General features: G+C 72.0%; 18 protein-coding genes. 12 read left to right on the top strand and 6 right to left on the bottom strand.

Annotation, left to right across the window (positions count from 1 at the left end; translation table 11 throughout):
• Positions 1-3 precede the first annotated feature (3 nt).
• Positions 4-903, bottom strand: coding sequence for a carbohydrate kinase family protein (locus GQQ95_RS07535; protein WP_157427049.1), 900 nt, complete (start codon positions 901-903; stop codon positions 4-6).
• Between the two features lie 480 nt (positions 904-1,383).
• Between GQQ95_RS07535 and GQQ95_RS07530 the strand changes: the two genes are divergently transcribed.
• Positions 1,384-2,283, top strand: coding sequence for a DMT family transporter (locus tag GQQ95_RS07530; protein ID WP_157427248.1), 900 nt, complete (start codon positions 1,384-1,386; stop codon positions 2,281-2,283).
• A 1-nt stretch (position 2,284) separates the two neighbouring features.
• On the opposite strand, the gene GQQ95_RS07525 is transcribed toward GQQ95_RS07530, so the two are convergent.
• The 3 genes from GQQ95_RS07525 to GQQ95_RS07515 form a co-directional block, all read right to left on the bottom strand.
• Positions 2,285-3,721, bottom strand: coding sequence for a DUF1254 domain-containing protein (locus tag GQQ95_RS07525; RefSeq protein WP_212275340.1), 1,437 nt, complete (start codon positions 3,719-3,721; stop codon positions 2,285-2,287).
• Positions 3,722-3,802: 81 nt separating this feature from the next.
• Entirely contained in the window at positions 3,803-4,099 is a 297-nt protein-coding gene (locus tag GQQ95_RS07520; RefSeq protein WP_157427048.1) for a Dabb family protein, read from the bottom strand.
• A gap of 9 nt (positions 4,100-4,108) precedes the next feature.
• On the bottom strand, positions 4,109-5,413 hold the full coding sequence (locus GQQ95_RS07515) for a cation:proton antiporter (RefSeq protein WP_157427047.1): 1,305 nt from the start codon (positions 5,411-5,413) through the stop codon (positions 4,109-4,111).
• A 183-nt stretch (positions 5,414-5,596) separates the two neighbouring features.
• On the opposite strand from GQQ95_RS07515, the gene GQQ95_RS07510 reads away from it, so the two are divergent.
• The 9 genes from GQQ95_RS07510 (at position 5,597) to GQQ95_RS07470 (ending at position 13,020) form a co-directional block, all read left to right on the top strand.
• Positions 5,597-5,956: a GntR family transcriptional regulator gene (locus GQQ95_RS07510; protein ID WP_157427046.1), complete on the top strand. Its 360-nt coding sequence runs from the start codon at positions 5,597-5,599 to the stop codon at positions 5,954-5,956.
• A complete protein-coding gene (locus GQQ95_RS07505; protein WP_157427045.1) occupies positions 5,953-6,858 on the top strand; it encodes an ABC transporter ATP-binding protein in 906 nt (301 codons plus the stop codon). Before GQQ95_RS07510 ends, GQQ95_RS07505 begins: the two co-directional genes overlap by 4 nt.
• Positions 6,855-7,622, top strand: a complete 768-nt coding sequence (locus tag GQQ95_RS07500) for a hypothetical protein (RefSeq protein WP_157427044.1) — start codon at positions 6,855-6,857, stop codon at positions 7,620-7,622. The genes GQQ95_RS07505 and GQQ95_RS07500 overlap by 4 nt, the downstream gene beginning before the upstream one ends.
• 230 nt (positions 7,623-7,852) lie before the next feature.
• Positions 7,853-9,226, top strand: coding sequence for a lytic polysaccharide monooxygenase (locus tag GQQ95_RS07495; protein WP_157427043.1), 1,374 nt, complete (start codon positions 7,853-7,855; stop codon positions 9,224-9,226).
• 157 nt (positions 9,227-9,383) lie between these two features.
• A complete protein-coding gene (locus GQQ95_RS07490; RefSeq protein ID WP_157427042.1) occupies positions 9,384-10,100 on the top strand; it encodes an ABC transporter ATP-binding protein in 717 nt (238 codons plus the stop codon).
• Positions 10,097-11,422, top strand: a complete 1,326-nt coding sequence (locus GQQ95_RS07485; protein WP_157427041.1) for an FtsX-like permease family protein — start codon at positions 10,097-10,099, stop codon at positions 11,420-11,422. Before GQQ95_RS07490 ends, GQQ95_RS07485 begins: the two co-directional genes overlap by 4 nt.
• A gap of 97 nt (positions 11,423-11,519) precedes the next feature.
• A complete protein-coding gene (locus GQQ95_RS07480; protein ID WP_157427040.1) occupies positions 11,520-11,873 on the top strand; it encodes a chorismate mutase in 354 nt (117 codons plus the stop codon).
• Positions 11,870-12,790 carry an SDR family NAD(P)-dependent oxidoreductase gene (locus GQQ95_RS07475; RefSeq protein WP_157427039.1) on the top strand — a complete coding sequence of 307 codons (921 nt, stop codon included), beginning with the start codon at positions 11,870-11,872 and terminating at the stop codon, positions 12,788-12,790. Before GQQ95_RS07480 ends, GQQ95_RS07475 begins: the two co-directional genes overlap by 4 nt.
• Positions 12,787-13,020 carry a hypothetical protein gene (locus GQQ95_RS07470; protein WP_157427038.1) on the top strand — a complete coding sequence of 78 codons (234 nt, stop codon included), beginning with the start codon at positions 12,787-12,789 and terminating at the stop codon, positions 13,018-13,020. Before GQQ95_RS07475 ends, GQQ95_RS07470 begins: the two co-directional genes overlap by 4 nt.
• Here the strand turns inward: GQQ95_RS07470 and GQQ95_RS07465 are convergent.
• Together GQQ95_RS07465 and GQQ95_RS07460 are read right to left on the bottom strand one after the other, a co-directional pair.
• Positions 12,942-14,303, bottom strand: coding sequence for an alpha-D-ribose 1-methylphosphonate 5-triphosphate diphosphatase (locus GQQ95_RS07465; protein WP_246205254.1), 1,362 nt, complete (start codon positions 14,301-14,303; stop codon positions 12,942-12,944). The two genes, GQQ95_RS07470 and GQQ95_RS07465, sit on opposite strands and share 79 nt — an antisense overlap.
• Positions 14,300-15,055: a GntR family transcriptional regulator gene (locus GQQ95_RS07460; protein ID WP_170297005.1), complete on the bottom strand. Its 756-nt coding sequence runs from the start codon at positions 15,053-15,055 to the stop codon at positions 14,300-14,302. Before GQQ95_RS07460 ends, GQQ95_RS07465 begins: the two co-directional genes overlap by 4 nt.
• Before the next feature lie 240 nt (positions 15,056-15,295).
• On the opposite strand from GQQ95_RS07460, the gene GQQ95_RS07455 reads away from it, so the two are divergent.
• Both GQQ95_RS07455 and phnC read left to right on the top strand, forming a co-directional pair.
• A complete protein-coding gene (locus GQQ95_RS07455; RefSeq protein ID WP_157427036.1) occupies positions 15,296-16,225 on the top strand; it encodes a phosphate/phosphite/phosphonate ABC transporter substrate-binding protein in 930 nt (309 codons plus the stop codon).
• Between the two features lie 82 nt (positions 16,226-16,307).
• Positions 16,308-17,132 (top strand): phosphonate ABC transporter ATP-binding protein, encoded by an 825-nt coding sequence (phnC, locus tag GQQ95_RS07450; RefSeq protein WP_157427035.1) that lies wholly within the window; start codon positions 16,308-16,310, stop codon positions 17,130-17,132.
• Positions 17,133-17,211: the final 79 nt, after the last annotated feature.

Below are 17,211 nucleotides of genomic sequence, written 5' to 3'. Positions count from 1 at the left end.
AGCCTAGGCACTCGCGGGTCGATGCGGGGTGGTCGCCTTCTCCTCCTGCAGCAGCACGTCGAGCGACGGGTGCAGGTGACGCGTTGTCAGCACCGTCGCGGCGTGCGCGGCGCCGGCTCCGAGTGCCGCGTCGAGGTCGGCGCCGGCCAGGTGCGCATCGAGCACGCCCGACATGAACGCGTCGCCGGCGCCGTTCGTGTCGACGACCTCGACCGGCGCGGCGGGCACGCGGTGCACGGCCAGGGCGGCGTCGACCGCGATCGCGCCCTCGGCGCCGAGCGTGCAGACGACGACGGATGCCCCGCCCCGCACGCACGCCTCCATGAAGGGGACCGGGTCCTCGCCGATGCGGTCGGCGTTCATGAAGATCCAGTCGGCGGCCTCGATGAACGGCCGGTGGAACTCGGCGGTGCCGTCGTAGTCGTGGATGTCGGTCCAGATCGGGCGCCCGGCCGCGCGGGCGGTCGGGATCAGCTCGCGCGAACGTCCCGCGAGGTCGAGCACGATCGCCGGGGCATCCGCCATCGCGTGCGTGAGGTCGGGGGAGGCCGGCGTGCCCGGGTCGGCGGGCGACGAGAGATAGATCGACACGCGCTCGCCGGCCTCGGTCATGAGGTTGAGGTGGCGCTCGGTGACCTCGGCGGGGAGGGCGTCGAGCTCGATGCCGGATGCCGCGAGCAGGCGCCGCACGCGCTCGCCGTCGGCGTCCGTCCCGATGAGCGTGTGCAGCCGGACCGGCCGGCCGAGTCCGGCCAGCCCGAGTGCCTTGCCCGCCGAGGTGCCCCCGACCGTCTCCTGGTCCCAGCGGGCGAACTGCATGTGCGGCACCGGCTCGGGGAGGCGGTCGAGGAGCACGATGCGGTTCCACGCGGCGGGGCCGACGATCACGATGGGAGCGGTCATGCGGGCCAGCCTAGGGCTCCCGGAGTAGCCGAGTGCAAGCGTTTGCAGGAAGAGTCGCGGTCTCGCACGCGGCGGTTCGGTCGCGAATGGTCGCTTCGGCGTCGCGTATGCGACCGTTTGCGACCGTGCGTGTGAGTGAGTGAGTGAGTGCGTGTGAGTGAGTGAGTGAGTGCGAGTGCGAGTGCGAGTGCGAGTGCGAGTGCGAGCGCGAGCGAGAGCGCTCCGCGAGCGCGCGAGGGGATGCAGGTGCCTGGGACGGGTGAACGACTGCCGAACTTCGGCGGGATCCGGACATCGAGTCCGCGGGCGGTCATGGCGGGCTCCGACCGCGCGTACGCTCGCGATGTGAGTTCGAGCACCACCCCCGCATCCGGCACCACCAGCCCCGCATCGACGCCCGTCTCCTCCGGAGGCGGTGCGCCCGCGGCATCCGGCCCTCGCCAGGCGGGCAACCTGTCGACGCTGCTGCAGTTCATCGCGATGGGGCTCGTGTGGGGCGCGAGCTTCCTCTTCATGAAGGTCGCGCTCGACGGCGTCTCGTTCGGGCAGGTGGCGTGGTCGCGCACCCTGCTCGGCGCGCTCGCGCTCGGGGCGATCGTGCTGGTGATGCGGCCCCGCGTGACGGCGGCCGACGGCACTCCGGGCCCGGTGCTGCCCCGGGAGCGCATCGTCTGGCTGCACTTCCTGGTCGTCTCGCTCACGACCTGCGTCATCCCGTACCTCTGCTTCGCGTGGGCCGAGCAGTACGTGTCGTCGAGCCTCGCCTCGATCTACAACGCGACGACGCCGATCATGACGGCCCTCATGGCGACGCTCGTGTTCCGCGTCGAGCGCCTCGGGCTCGGCAGGTGGGCGGGCGTCGGCGTCGGCATCCTCGGGGTCGTCGTCGTGATCGGGCCGTGGCAGTACTCGGCACTCACGGGCTCGCTCGCCGGACAGCTCGCCTGCCTCGTCGCGACCCTCTGCTACGGCTTCACGTTCGGCTACCAGCGACGCTTCCTCAGCCAGCGGCCGATCGCCCCGGCGACGTTCGCGTTCCTCTCGATCGGCGTCTCGGCCGTGGTGATGCTCGCGCTCACGCCCTGGCTCGCGCTCGAACCCGTCGAGCTCGACCTGCCCGTCGTCGCCTCCCTGCTCGCGCTCGGCGTGCTCGGCACGGGCCTGGCGTACATCTGGAACATCAACGTGCTGCGCAAGTGGGGGCCGACCGCGACGTCGACGGTGACCTACGTGACGCCCCTGGTGGGCGTCGCGCTCGGCTTCATCCTGCTCGGCGAGCGCTTCTCCTGGCACGAGCCGATCGGTGCACTGCTCGTGCTGCTCGGCATCCTGCTGGCGCAGGGCCGTCTCCGGATGCCGCGGCGGCGCGCCCGCGCCTGACTCAGTCGACCGGCTCGAACTCGTTCAGGCGCCACGTCTGGTCGAACCATGGTTCGAGCGGCCCGTAGATGCGGAAGAGCTGGAACCAGGCCTTGCCGGGGACCGTCTCGACCCAGTTCGACTCCCGCCCCTCGGGCGCGGTGGGGCCGAAGTAGAGGTCGTAGGAGCCGTCGGCGTTGGCCTGGACCTTGCCGTCGTTGCTGGCCACGGCGGGATACGGCGTCGACGGCACGACCAGCAGTGACCTGGTCTGCGTGTCGTACACGTCGACGGCCCAGAAGTTCTTCGCCGGCGGGTTCGCGTCCACATGCAGGCGGTACGTGCGGGCACCGTCGAGCAGGTCGCCGTTCGCGTCGTGCACCGTGTAGGCGTACGCGGAGCCGGCGCCGACCTGGGCGTGCGCCATCGCGGGCGTGATGACCGTGGCGAGGTAGTGGAACTGGGTGCGGGCGTCGAGGAGCCGCGCACCGTTCCGGAGGAACTCGTAGCTCCCGCCGACGAAGCCGTTGCGCCAGGAGCCGTAGAGCACCGCATCGGGGTCGCGGGGTGCGTACGCGATGACGCGCGCGATGCCGGCGGCGACCGGGGCGGCCCGCTCGAGGATGCCCCTGAGCCGGGCGTCGGGGGCGAAGGGTTGCCCCTGCACGATGCCGATGGCGGCGAGCTGGCCTGCCCGTTCGGCATCGAGCGCCTCGACCGGCTCCTCCTGCACGAGCTCGGCGACCTCCTCGTAGAACGAGAAGTCATTGGCGTGCACGGTGTTGATCGCGAGTTCGGAGAGATTGATGAACTCGTTCTCGTCCGGGCTTTCGGCCTGGGCCAGCGGATAGATGCGCGTCTGCTTCATGGCCGGGACCCCGCCGAGGGCACGCAGCACCACGAAGTTCGTGTACGTGGGCGTGCGATAGGTGAAGTAGCCGTCGGGCACGTCGCCGTCGTAGCCGGGCGGCAGGAACAGGTACTTGCCGCCCGCACCACGGTCGGGGCCCGCGATGCCCATGTCGGCCACGTACCTGAACCAGAAGTCGTCCACAACGCAGAGGGACTGGGGCGGCGCCTCGATGACGGTGGGGCCCCAGGCCTGCAGGTCGAGCATCGTGACGCCGTACGTGGTCTCCGTGTTGGGCGTCAGGTAGAGCGCCTTCGACGTCGCCCGCGGGTCGGTGATGCCGATCTGGCGGGCCGTGGAGATCCCGGCAGCTCGGAGTCCGTTGCGGAACGCCACGAGCGAGGCGCCGGGCACGGCGTTCAAGAACACCTCGATCGCCCGCATGAGGTCGAGCGCGTCGTACGCGGTCGCGACGGTCTCGGGCAGCGGCAGTCCGTCGAAGAAGCGAAGCTCCCCGAACGGCGAGGCCACGGTGTCCGGCGTGCTCAGCGAGGCCACCGCCTGCGCCATCTCGTCGGTGCTGAGCCCAGTACGGTTCCGATCGGACATGCATCCCCCCAGGTGATGTTCGTGGCCTCACTCTGGCAGCGCGCACCGTGCCGGGGCAAGCGCCCCCACGCGAACGGGGGGTCAGCCCCCGAGCGGCACCACGTCGATCTCGAGGAAGTCGGCGACCTCGGGAACCCAGCGGTCCCGCACGAACGCGACGTGGTCGGGGTGGGTGTTGTACGCGTCGTAGGCGGCCTGGTCGGCGAACTCCATCGAGACGCCGTAGGTGAAGTCGTTCTTCGGACTCACCTGTCGCAGCAGCTCGAACCGCTCGACGCCGGGGATGCTCCCGAGCGCGGCATTCGCGGCGAGGAAGTCCTGCTCCTCGGCCGAGCCGGCGGCGTGGTGCAGGCGGAATGCAACCGTGTGTCGGATCATCGCCTCAGCCTAGGGGCGGATGTCCTCGGATGCGTCGGTGCGCGGCGTCGGGCTCGGGAACTGGCGTCGGCGCCGGGGCAGCGTCGTCGGCCTCGCCTCGCCCGAGGCGGGCCCTGCGCTCGCGTGCGCCGTGTACCAACGGTGGTACGCGGCGACGAGCGGCACGGAGGTCAGGCCGTGCAGCAGCACGCTGAGCGCGACGGTGACGACCACGGTGGACAGTACGACGTCGCCCTCGGGGACGCCCTCCTCGACCGCGAGCAGCACGAAGACGAGCGAGGCCAGCCCGCGTGGCCCGAACCAGCCCATGAAGGCGATGGTCGGGAGCCGCGCTCCTCGCCCGGCGAGGGCGATCGCCACGGGGACCATGCGCACGATCGTGAGGCTGAGGGCGGCATAGAGCACGACCTGCCAGGTGATGTGCGGGATGGCGCGCGTCAGGGCGAGGGCGCCGAACCCGATCCAGGTGATCGCGGCGAACACCTCGCCGGTCTGCTCGGCGAAGATGCCCACGGTGGACCGGGCCGGGCCGGCGAGGCGCCCGAACACGACCCCGCCCACGAACGCCGCGATGAACCCGCTTCCACCGAGGCCGTCCGCGATCACGAATGAGAGCAGCGCCGCCGCCAGGGGCAGGATCTGGCGCCACTCCCGCCCGACCCACTGGCGCCCATCGCCCATCCGGAACAGCAGCCCGCCGAGGATCCCGGCCCCTGCCCCGCCGACGAGGCCCCACCCGATCTGCGCGGCCATGCTGGCCGCGACCGCGCTGGTGATGCCCGTCTCGAGCTCGGCGTTGGCGATCGACAGGGCGACCAGGAAGAACGGGACGGCCAGGCCGTCGTTGAGGCCGCTCTCGACGTCGAGCGCCTGCCGGACCCGACCGGGGACCTTCTCATCGGAGACGACCTTCTGGCCGAGCGCCGCATCCGTGGAGGCGAGCATCGTCGCTAGCAGCACCACGGAGGCGAGGGCCATGTCGGGGAACACGAGCACGCCGACTCCGACGCCGAGGAGCATGGTCAGCGGAAGGCCGATCAGCAGGAGTCGGCCGGGCCACGACATCTGGTGGCGCAGGGCCGGAAGGTCCAGGCGCGTTGCGTCGCTGAACAGGAGCAGCACGAGCGCGATCTCGGCCACGCGCTCGGCGACGATGGTCTCCATCGAGATGTCGAGCGCGCCGGGCAGGACGAGGCCGACGACCAGGCCGGCCGTGGCGAGGAACAGCGCCGACGTGATCCCATGCCGGTCGAGCGGGCGGGAGAAGGCGCTCCACACGATGATGAGCACGAGGACCATCGCCACCGCCGTCATGCGGACCCCCTCCCGGACGCCGGATGCCGCCGGGTGCCGTGATGCCCTCCAACCTAGGCCCCGCGCCGCGCGCGGCGACACCCCCGCCGACAATCCCGTCTACGTGAACCCTTGACAGCGGTCGGAAAGCATGGTTGGTTAGTCAGTGAAGTAACTAACCAACAAACCAAGCAGGCGGGGCGCATGGACGAATCGCGGCCGATCTTCATCCAGATCACCGAACAGGTCGAGAACGACATCATCGAGGGCACGCTCGCCGAGGGTTCGCAGATCCCGTCCACCAACGAGTTCGCGGCCTTCCTCCGCATCAATCCGGCCACCGCACTGCGTGGCGTCAATCGACTCGTCGACGACGGGATCGTCGAGAAACGAAGGGGCATCGGCATGTTCGTCACCGCAGGCGCGAGGGAGCGACTCGTCGAACGGCGACGCGCAGAGTTCTCCGCCCAGTACATCAGGCCGCTCATCGTCGAGGCCGAGAAGCTCGGACTCGACATCGACGAGCTGGCCGCACTCATCCGCTCGGAAAGGATCGAATCATGACCGCCACCGTCGCCAGCGCGAAGGGGCTCACCAAGCGCTACGGCTCGTTCACCGCCGTCGACGCCGTCGACTTCACGCTCGAGGAGAACCGCATCTACGGCCTCCTCGGTCGCAACGGCGCCGGCAAGACGACCATCATGCAGCTGCTCACCGGCCAGCTGTTCCCGAACGCCGGAGAGCTCGAGGTCTTCGGCCGCGCCCCGGCCGAACACGCCGACGTGCTGCGCCGGCTCTGCTTCATCGCAGAGTCCCAGCGGTACCCCGAGGACTTCATGCCCGCGCACGTCTTCAAGGCCGCGCCGTGGTTCTTCGAGAACTGGGATGCCGCGTTCGCCGAGCGCCTCGTCGCTGACTTCCGGCTTCCGCTCAAGCGCCGCATCAAGAAGCTCTCGCGCGGCCAGTTGAGCGCGGTCGGCGTCATCGTGGGCCTCGCGAGCCGAGCACCCATGACGTTCTTCGACGAGCCCTACCTCGGCCTCGACGCCGTCGCCCGCCACATCTTCTACGACCGGCTCCTCGAGGACTACGCCGAGCACCCCCGAACCATCGTGCTCTCGACGCATCTCATCGACGAGGTCGCGAACCTGCTCGAGCACGTCATCCTCATCGACCAGGGCCGCATCCTCCTCGACCGCGACGCCGAGGAGGTCCGCGGGTCGGCCACGACGGTCGCCGGGGCCCGCGCCGCGGTCGACGCGTTCACGGCCGACCGGCCGGTGATCGGCCGCGAGGGCCTGGGCGGGCTCGCCTCCGTCACCATCGACGGCCGGCTCGACCAGGCCGAGCGCATCCGGGCCGCGGAGCTCGGCCTCGAACTCGCGCCCGTCTCGCTCCAGCAGCTCATCGTGCACCTCACCGGCACCGACCTCGCCGGCTCGACCGAACAGGAGAAGGCAGCATGACCACCGCAACCGCCACGTCGCCGGTGCGCACCGAGGGCAGGTCGCGCCTCAACGAGATCTGGCGCATCGTGCGCCTGCACTGCGTGAACCCGTCGATCTTCTTCGGCGTCCCGTGGATCATCCTCGGCGGCGCGTGGGCGATCACGGTCGTCATCGCGATCATCCTCACGAGTGCCGGCGCCCCGGTAGACCAGGTGCTCGAGGGCTTCCGCTACAGCTGGGCCGTGCTCTCCCCGCAGTGGTACCTCGTCGCGGTGGGCGTGCAGGCGATCGCCTTCACGTTCTCGTTCGCCCTCGGCTTCGGCACCACGCGTCGCGACTTCTGGCTCGGAACGAGCGCGATGTTCATGTTCGTGGCGGTCGAGATGGCCGCGGCCATCGCGACGCTCGTGCAGATCGAGAAGGCGACGAACGGCTGGTGGGTCGGCGCGGGCATGTTCGACACGCTCTGGTACGGGCAGGAGGGCTGGCTCGTCGACTTCTACACGTCCTTCGCGCTGCAGATGTTCGTGCTCTTCGTCGGAGCCGGCGTGACGACGATCTACATGCGGTGGCGCATGCGGGGCATGCTCACGCTCGTGGCATCCGTCATCGTGATCCTGCTGGGCGCGATCGCGGCCATCACCGCCGCCGACGGGTGGATGGGCCTCTGGGAGTGGTTCGCCTCGATCGGCATCGTCGGCGGCTTCACGATCGTGCTCGGCCTTGCGCTGGTCTGCGCGGTCGGCGGCTACCTCGTGATCCGGCGGGCGACGCCCCGCTGATCCCCGCCCCGTTTCGGGGCGTCTCCAGGCCGCGGCGCGGCATCCGTTCGGGGGAGCGGATGCCGCGCCGCATCCGCATGCCCGCCCGCATCGCGGGGCAGGGGTCGGCCGTCGCGTAGGTGGAACTACGGATGCCGCGACGCGGGCCGCTGGGTAGCGTCCGGGTGTCGGCAGGGCGAGCCCGCCGTGCCCCGGACGGGCGGCGCACCGCGTCGCGGAGAGGATCAGGGATGAGCACCACTTCACGGAGGCTGCGGCGGAGGCCGACGGCCCTGGTCGTCCTCGCGACGGCCACGGCGCTCGCGATGCTCGGCGTGGCCGCGCCGGCGTTCGCCCATGGATGGATCGGCGGCTCGGGCTCCGAGCTCATCGCCCGGCAGGTGATGCCGGGCAACACGGGACTCGGCGCGGTGGCCTACGAACCGCAGAGCCTCGAGGCGCCGGGCGGGTTCCCCGCGACGGGGCCGGCCGACGGCAGGATCGCCTCGGCCGGCATCGCCCAGTTCTCGGAACTCGACGCGCAGACCGCGACGAGGTGGGCGAAGAACGAGATCGCGCCCGGTCCGCACCGGTTCGGGTGGACGTACACCGCGCCGCACAACACCGACCAGTGGCGGTACTACATCACGAAGAACGGCTGGAACCCGAACGAGCCGCTGAAGCGCTCGTCGTTCGAGCTCCTGCAGGTCGTGGCCCACGACCACACCGCCGCGAACACGAACCCGGTGCACACGATCACGATCCCGAGCGACCACTCGGGGTACCACGTCGTGCTCGCCGTCTGGGAGGTCTGGGACACGACGAACGCGTTCTACAACGTGGTCGACGTGAACATCTCGGGTTCGGGCGGGCCCGCCGACACGCAGGCGCCGACCGCACCCGGCGGGCTGGCCGGCACCGCGACCTCGTCGAGCGCCACGCTCGGGTGGTCGGCCTCGACCGACGACCGCGGGGTCGCGTCCTACCGCGTGCAGCGTGCGACGGGCAGCGGCGCGTTCGCCCAGGTGTCCCAGATCACCGGCACGAGCCACCTCGACACGGGCCTGGCCGCCTCGACGGCGTACCGCTACCGGGTCGCCGCGGTGGATGCGGCGGGCAACGTCTCGGCCTGGAGCCAGGTGCTGACGGTCACGACGGGCGGCTCGTCGCAGCCCGACACGCAGGCGCCGACGGCGCCGGCCGGCGTGCACAGCATGGCCACCACCTCCTCGAGCGTCGACCTGATGTGGACCGCCTCCGCCGATGATCGCGGCGTGAGCGCGTACCGCGTCGAGCGGGCCACCGCGACGGGCGCGTTCGCGCAGGTCGCGCAGGTCACGGGCACGACCCGCATGGACACCGGCCTCACGGCGTCGACCGCGTACCGCTACCGGGTCGCCGCCGTGGACGCGGCCGGCAACGTGTCGGCCTTCAGCGCCGTCTTCTCAGTTACCACGTCGGCAGGCTCGCAGCCGACCGCGCCGGCGTGGAACCCGAGCGGCGCGTACACGAAGGGCGATCGCGTCAGCCACGGCGGCACGGTCTACGAGGCCGTCCAGACGCACCAGGGCGTCGGCGACCCGAGCTGGATCACGGCGGCGTCGCTCTGGAAGCCCGTGGGCTGACCCGCAGCTCCACGCGCATCATCGCCGCGGCGCGGCATCCGCTCACCCGGGTGCCGCGCCGCGTGCGCGTCCCGTACATCTGCAGTCGGATGCCGCGGACGCGGAGATCATCCGCCGGCCCGACGCGCGCGAACCTCCGCCCAGCGAGGCTTGGAGCATGAGTTCGTACGTGATCGAGGCATCGGGCCTCAGCAAGTCCTTCGGATCGACCACCGCCCTGGCGGGGGTCGACCTCTCGGTGCGCACCGGCGAGTCGCTCGCCATCATGGGCGCGTCGGGATCCGGCAAGACGACGCTGCTGCACTGCCTCGCGGGCATCACCGCGCCCGACACGGGAACGGTCGGCTTCCGTTCCGGCGCCGGGGCGGTCGTGGTCACCGGGCTCAGCGAGCGCGAGCGTTCCCGACTCCGCCGGGAGGCGTTCGGGTTCGTCTTCCAGCAGGGGCTCCTCATCCCGGAGCTCACCGCGATCGAGAACGTCGCGCTCGCACTCATGCTGAACGGGATGCCGCGGCCCGCCGCCGAGGGGTACGCCAGGGGCTGGCTCGCCGCGCTCGGCCTCGCCGGCATGGAGGAGCGTCGCATCGGCCAGCTCTCGGGCGGGCAGGCGCAGCGCGTGGCGATCGCCCGCGCGCAGGTCACCGGTGCGAGCGTCGTCTTCGCCGACGAACCGACCGGTGCCCTCGACTCGCACACGAGCGCCGAGGTCATGACCGCCCTCCTCGACTCCACGACGGGCCAGGGGCGCACGCTCGTCGTCGTCACGCACGACGCGGAGGTCGCTGCTCGCTGCTCGCGCATCGTCGACATGCGCGACGGGCGCATCGTCGGCGAACGGCTGCGCCGGTCTCCCGAGGCGGAGGTGACGGCGTGATCGCCCGGGTGGCCTGGCTGCTCGCGCGACCGGGCTCGGGCGGCATTGCGCCGACCGTGCTGCCGGTCGTCGCCTTCGGCGTGGTGACCGCACTGCTCGCGATCGTCGCGGGCGGAGCGCAGACCTTCTTCACCTGGAACGACGACACCGCGCTGATCTACCAGGTCCTCGCGGTCATCGCGCTGGTGCTGCTCGTCGTCCCGCTCGTCTCGCTCGGCGGTGCGGCGGCCCGGCTCTCAGCCCGCCGACGCGACGACCGGCTCGCCACCCTGCGGCTGCTCGGCGCCACCCCGGCGACCGTGCGCACGCTCGCCGTGCTCGAGGCATCCGTGCTCGCATTCGTCGGCGCCGTCGCCGGGGTGCTCGCGTCCCTCGCCGTCGCGCCGGCGATCGGGCTCATCCACTTCCGCGGCGAGGCGCTCGGCACCTCCGCGGTGGTGCTGCCCTGGTACGTGCTCGTCGCCGCGCCGTTCGCCGTCGCCGCGCTCGCCGCGGCCAGCGCCGTGCTCGGCCTCCGCCAGGTCGTCATCTCGCCGCTCGGAGTGCGCACGAGGCAGGACGCGCCGCGCCTGCACTGGGTGCGGGTGCTCGTCGGCGTGGGCGTCGTCGCGCTCGCCTACGGCATCACGAGCGCGATCGGCGTGGCCCAGGCGGCCATCCTGCTCGTCACGATGCTCGCGCTCGCCTTCGGCGGGACCCTCGCCGTGCTGAACCTCGTCGGCCCCTGGGTGCTGCGGCTCGTCGCGACCGCCCAGGCCCGCCGTGCGAAGACGCCCGCGCGACTGCTCGCCGCGAGATCGGTGCTCGAATCGCCCAAGGCCGCCTGGCGTCAGGTGGGCGGGGTCGCGATGACGAGCTTCATGGCGGTCTTCGCGGGCGTCGGCGTGGGACTCCTCGATGCCGCCGGCACGGGCGGTGACGCCGAGTCGCAGCTGCTGCTCGAGGACATCCGCACCGGCATCCTCATCACCGTCGTCGGCTCGTTCCTCATGGTGGCGTGCTCGGTCGGGGTGAACCAGGCCGCGGCGACGCTCGACCGCGCCGACCTCTACCGGAGCCTGGACATGCTCGGCATGCCGATCACCACGATGGATGCCGCGCGCCGCCGCGCGGTCATGTCCCCGCTCCTGCTCACCTCGGTCGGGTCGGCCGTCATCGCCGCCGTCGTGCTGCTGCCGCTGACCGGCATCGCGCTCATCATCGCGCCGCTGTCGCTGGTCACCGTCGCGGCGGTGCTCGCCGCGGGCGTCGGGATCGTCTGGCTCGGGCTCGTCGTGACGCGCCCCGTGCTCGCGCGCGCCGCCGCGCCGGCGGTCGGGTAGCCGGCGGGTCGGGTCGGACACGGCGCGCCCGGGCCGGATCCGGCGCAGGCGCGCACCCGACCGCCGGGCGACCCTCGAGCGCGGGTAGGGTCGAAGCATGACTGACGGGCCCATCGACGAACGTGATGCCGCGATGACCGAACTGCTCGGCATCCGCTCGAGCATCGACAACATCGACGCCGCCCTCATCCACCTGCTCGCCGAGCGCTTCAAGTTCACCCAGAAGGTCGGCCGGCTGAAGGCGGAGCACGGCCTGCCGCCCACCGACCCCGATCGGGAGAAGCGCCAGATCGCCCGCCTGCGCGACCTCGCGGTCGACGCGCACCTCGACCCGGCGTTCGCCGAGAAGTGGTTCAACTTCGTCGTCGCCGAGGTCATCCAGCACCACGAGGAGATCGCGGGCTCGGGTCCGGCGAGGGTGGCCGACGTCGAGGGCTCCGCCCGCGCATGACCTGGTACCCGCTCGCGCTGCCGCCGCAGGCGGGTCACCGCTTCCTCGTCACGGGCGCCAACGCCGGGCTGGGGTTCTTCACCGCCGCGAGGCTGGCCGCCGCCGGTGCACACGTCGTCCTGGCCGGACGCAGCGCCGAGCGGTTGGATGCCGCGACGACCGCGATCCGCGCCGTCCGGCCCGCGGCATCCGTCGAGTCGATCGTGATCGACCTGTCGTCGCAGGCGTCGGTGCTCGCCGGCGCCGACGTGCTGCTCGCCGCGCCCCCGCTCGACGGCATCGTCGCGAACGCGGGCATGGTGCACACGCCGAAGGCCCGTGAGGTGTCGGTCGACGGCGACGAGCTCGTGCTGGCGACCAACGTGCTCGGCCACTTCACGCTCCTCGGCCGGCTGCTGCCGCACCTCACGCTCGGCGCGCGCATCGTCTCGCTCGGCTCGCTCTCGACGCTGCTCTCGACGTTCCGCGTGAACGACCTGCAGCTCGAGCGGGGCTACGACTCCTGGCGTGCGTACGCGCAGTCGAAGATCGCGACGCAGGCGCTGGCGTTCGAGCTCGACCGACGTCTCCGGGCGGCGGGCGTGGCCGTCTCGAGCGTGGTCGCGCAGCCCGGCTACTCGATCAGCGGGCGCACGCCCACCGTTCCCGGCGTCAACGAGCCGAGCCGCGGAGACCGCTTCGCCGACGCCCTGCAGGGCGCCTGGGCGCAGGGCAAGCACCGCGGCGCCGAGGTCCCCCTGCACGCGCTCACGGCGGCGGATGTCACGGGCGGGCAGTTCTGGGGACCGAGGCACCTGACCCGCGGGCGGCCCTCGATCCAGGTCCCGGCACGCGTCACGCTGAAGCCGGCGATCGGCGAGAAGGTCTGGACGTTCGCGGAGGAGACGACCGGGCGGGCGTTCCCGGTCGGCGGATGACCCGCGACGAGCCGGGCGCCGAGCGCGGCGAGCGCGGCGACGGCCGTGCGCGGCCGCGGATCTTCGGACGCCCGGCGGTGCGGCGCGTCATCTCCCGCGTCGTGGTGGTCGTCGGCGCGGTGCTCGCGCTGCTCGGCGTGCTCTCGGCGCGCTACGGCCTGCTCGTCGTCGGCATCATCGTGATCGGGCTGGGCGCCGCGCTCGGGCCCGGGCGCATCAGGCGCGAGTAGGCGGGCCGCCGCCTGATGGGTGCCTCGTCCCGAGGGGCGGGCGCATCGTCGGGCGTGCGCATCGTCGCGATGACGTGCGGCCATGGGCCGTCGGCATCGACGAGTACGAGGTCGGCGCGTTGCCCCGCCCGCAGCGAACCCCGGTCGTCGAGGCCGACCGCCTTCGCGGGTCCGGCCGTGATGAGCTCGACGGCGCGCGCCAGGGTGCAGCGCCCGGCCCGCGCGAGCATGAAGGCGGCGGCCAGTTGGGCCGAGGGCAGGTAGTCGGAGGCGAGGGCGTCGACGAGCCCCGCGTCGACCAGTTCGCCGGCGGAGACGTTGCCGGCGTGGGAGCCTCCGCGCAGCACGTTCGGCGCGCCGGCGACGACGAGCAGGCCGAGTTCCCTTGCTCGCTCGGCTGCGGCGCGGGTCGTCGGGAACTCCGCCACCGCCGCGCCCCGCGCAGCGAGTCCGTCGACGTCCTCACGGGTCTCGGGATCGTGGCCGAACAGCCGGATGCGTCCAGCGCGGGCGAGCTCGCCGAGCCGGTCGAGCGTCGCGTCCCGGAGCGCGATGCGCTCGTCGCGCGACGCGCGCCACCACTCGACATGCGCGGCGGCCTCCGCCTCGTCGAGGCGCTCGCCCTCCATCAGCCAGCGCTGCATGGTCGCGGGGTCGGCGTACTGCCCCTGGCCGGGGGTGTGGTCCTCGTGCGAGACGACGAGCACCTCGTCGGGCCGGCTCGCGAGTCGGGCCTCGAACGCGGCCACGCCGTCGGGGCACCGTACGTCGAGGCGGTGCAGCACGCGTGGCACGGCGGCGTGCAGCTCGAGGTCGGCCACGAGCTCCTCGGCGCCGGGCGAGCCGATCGGCAGGCCGACGGCGCTGCGGGCCTGGTAGGCGATGCCGTGGAACGCGGTCGTGATGCCGGCGGCCCCGAGGCGCCCCTCCAGGGACGCGAGGGCGAAGCCGACGGGAACCGAGGCGCCGGGTCGCGGTCGGAGCTCGCGCGCGAGCGCATCGCCGTGCACGTCGACGATGCCGGGCAGGCAGATCGCCCCGCGACCGTCGACGTCGCTGCGGGAACCCGACGGATGCCGCGACACCTCGACGATGCGCCCGGACCGCACGACCACCCGGGCGTCGTCGATCACGGAATCCGGCAGCACGGCGGTGACATGGCCGAGCACGTAGTCCTCGGGCGCGCGGCCGAGCGGCCACGCGGCATCCGCTGGGGTCGATGACGATGCCGCGGGGAGCGGAAGCGTCGAGACGCGGGCGAGCCCGTGCATGGTGGTCGTCATCGTCTGGCCTCCGTCGGAGTCGCGGCCGCCGTCGCCGCAGCCGGCGCGACGAGCTCGAAGAGCACCCGCATCGCGTCGGAGCGGATCCAGCGCTGGGTGAAGCAGAGCAGGCGGCCCGAACGCGCATCGCGGTTCACGCTCTCGACCAGCCAGACGGGGTCGCCGGGCGTGCACTCGAGCTCGTCGGCCACCTCGTCGGTCGCGACCTCGATGCTCGCGCGCGACGACGCGCGCTCGGGTTCGGCCTCCGCCATCTGGCGGAGGATCTCATGCAGCGACGGCTCGTGACGGATCGCCGTGGCGAGTTGCGGCACCACGTCGACGGGCACCCACTCGTCGCCCCACGACGCCGGCAGCCCATCGGTGAACGACCGCCGGCGGAGGCGGAAGCACGGCTCGCCGACCTGCCGCCCCAACCGGTCGGCGACGAGCTCGGGCATGGGGACGACCTCGCAGGACCGCACCACGCTGCGCGGCACGGAACCCGCCTCTCGGACCGTCCGGCTCCACGAGGGCGCGCGCCCCGACGAGATGACGTAGTCGATGCGCTTGGCCGTGTACGTGCCGTCGCCCTTGATGCGGCGCACGAGCATGCGGCGCTGCAACTCCTGCAGGGCGGCACGGGCGGCCGCCCGGCCCACGCCGAACCGCTCGGCGATCTCATGCTCGCCGGCGACCTTCGAGCCCGGTGGCAGCGCGCCGAACTCCGCCGCCAGTTGGTCGGCGATCTCTCGGAACTTGGTCTCCGGCACGGTGGGCAGTCTCGCCCACCCGGGTGAACGACGGGTGAAGCGCACCCGAAGCAGCTCCGGGGCTCGCCGGCCACGATCGCACCCGGCGGCGGCTGCTCGAACAGGCGCGCCGGTCCGCCGTCGGCGGTTCACCTTCCGGTAACCGTGCTGCCCCTCCCCGTTGGCGCCCCCTGCTTAGCGTGACCATACGGAACACCACAGCATGCGCCAACCGGGCGCAGATGTCATGAAAGGCTTCCGATGCGATTCACCCCCAAGGGCATGGCTGCGATCGCCGCCGCCGCGCTGCTCACCGTCGGCCTCGCGGCCTGCTCCTCGGCGAGCGCCAACTCCGACGACGCCACTGCCGACGCGAGCGGCGCCACCTTCGCGGTCGACGAGAACACCCTCGTCTTCGGCGTGGTCCCCGACTCGGTCGACACCGAGACCAACTACCAGCCGCTCATGGACTACATCGCCCAGGAGACCGGCAAGACCGTCGAATACCACGAGTCGACCGACTACGCGGCCCTCATCGAGGCGGCCGTGGCCGGCAAGATCGACGTCGCGTCGTTCTCGGGCTTCACCTACGTCACGGCGAAGAACAACGGCGCCGCGATCACGCCCGTCTCCTCGATCATCACGGCCGAGGGCCAGGAGCCCGGCTATTACTCGCAGGCGATCGTGCCCGCGGACAGCGACATCACCGACCTCGCCGGTTTCGAGGGCAAGAAGGTCTGCTTCGTCGACCCGTCCTCGACCTCCGGCTACCTCTTCCCGTCGTACAACCTGCTCGAGGAGGGCATCGACCCGGAGACCGACGTCACGCCGGTCTTCGCGGGCAAGCACGACGTCTCGGTGACCAAGGTCGGCGAGGGCGTCGAGTGCGAGGCCGGCTTCGCCGAGGACAGCGAGGTCGCCAAGAGCGACAAGGTCACCGTCATCGCGGAGACCATGGTGCCCGGCGCCCCGATCGTCGTGTCCGACACGCTCCCCGAGGAACTGACGGCGCAGCTGACCGACATCCTCGGCGAGGTCAGCATCGACGACATCATCGCCGCCGGCATCGAGTCGGCCGACTCGGATGGCTTCCGGAGCGTCTTCTTCGCCACGTCGCCGGTCGACGACGCGTACTACGACACCATCCGCGACATCTGCGAGAAGACGAACGCGGAGCAGTGCCAGGGCTGACGCCCGCCAGGGGCTGACGCCCCACCAGCCCGGCCCGGCGGCCTCCGCCGGGTCGGGCGCACGGAATCCACAGGAGAGGGACATGAGCGAGACATCCGTCATCGAGGTCGAGGGCCTCACGAAGCGGTTCGGCGACACGGTGGCGTTGGGGGACGCCGCCCTGCGGGTCGACCGCGGCGAGATCGTCGTGCTGCTCGGTCGCTCGGGGTCGGGCAAGTCGACGCTGCTCCGGCACCTCGACGGCCTCGAGACGCCCACCTCCGGTTCCGTGCGCGTGCTCGGCGAGGAGGTGCCGTCCCTCACCGGGCGGCGCCTCCGCGCCCTGCGCGGTCGCATCGGCTTCGTCTTCCAGCAGTTCGAGCTGGTCCCGTCGCTCACGGTGCTCGAGAACGTCCTGACCGGGTCGCTCGCGGAGCTCCGCGGACCCCGCCTGGGGCTCTGGTCCTATCCGAAGCGCCTCAAGCTCGCCGCCCTCGGGCACCTCGACCGGGTCGGGCTGCTCGACCAGGCCTACCAACGCGCCGACACGCTCTCGGGCGGCCAGCAGCAGCGCGTGGCGATCGCCCGCGCCCTCATGCAGGAACCCGAGATCCTGCTCGCCGATGAGCCGGTCGCCTCGCTCGACCCCGAGTCGAGCGCGCAGGTCATGGCCCTCATCCGCGAGATCGCCCTCGACGCGGGGCTCACCGTCGTCTGCAGCCTGCATCAGGTCGACCTCGCGCTCTCGTGGGGCGACCGCATCGTCGGCCTCCGCCACGGCGCCGTCGTGCTCGACACGCAGGCCTCCGGGCTGTCCAAGGCCGAGGTCATGGAGATCTACGGCAAGGTCGTCACCTCGACCACCGAGCTGTCCGCGATCGAGGACGAGCTGACGGATGCCGCATCCGTCGTGGAGCCGGTGCGCTGATGGCCCCCGTGCTCACCGAACCACGACCGCGGGGGGATGCGCCGGAACGACCGGCTCCCGCCACGGTCGCCGACCGCGC

It is taken from the genome of Agromyces salentinus, assembly GCF_009749395.1.
GTDB classification, from domain to species: Bacteria; Actinomycetota; Actinomycetes; order Actinomycetales; family Microbacteriaceae; genus Agromyces; species Agromyces salentinus.
The sequence above is the reverse complement of the archived record's forward strand: the minus strand, read 5'-3'. Positions and strand labels throughout refer to the sequence as shown.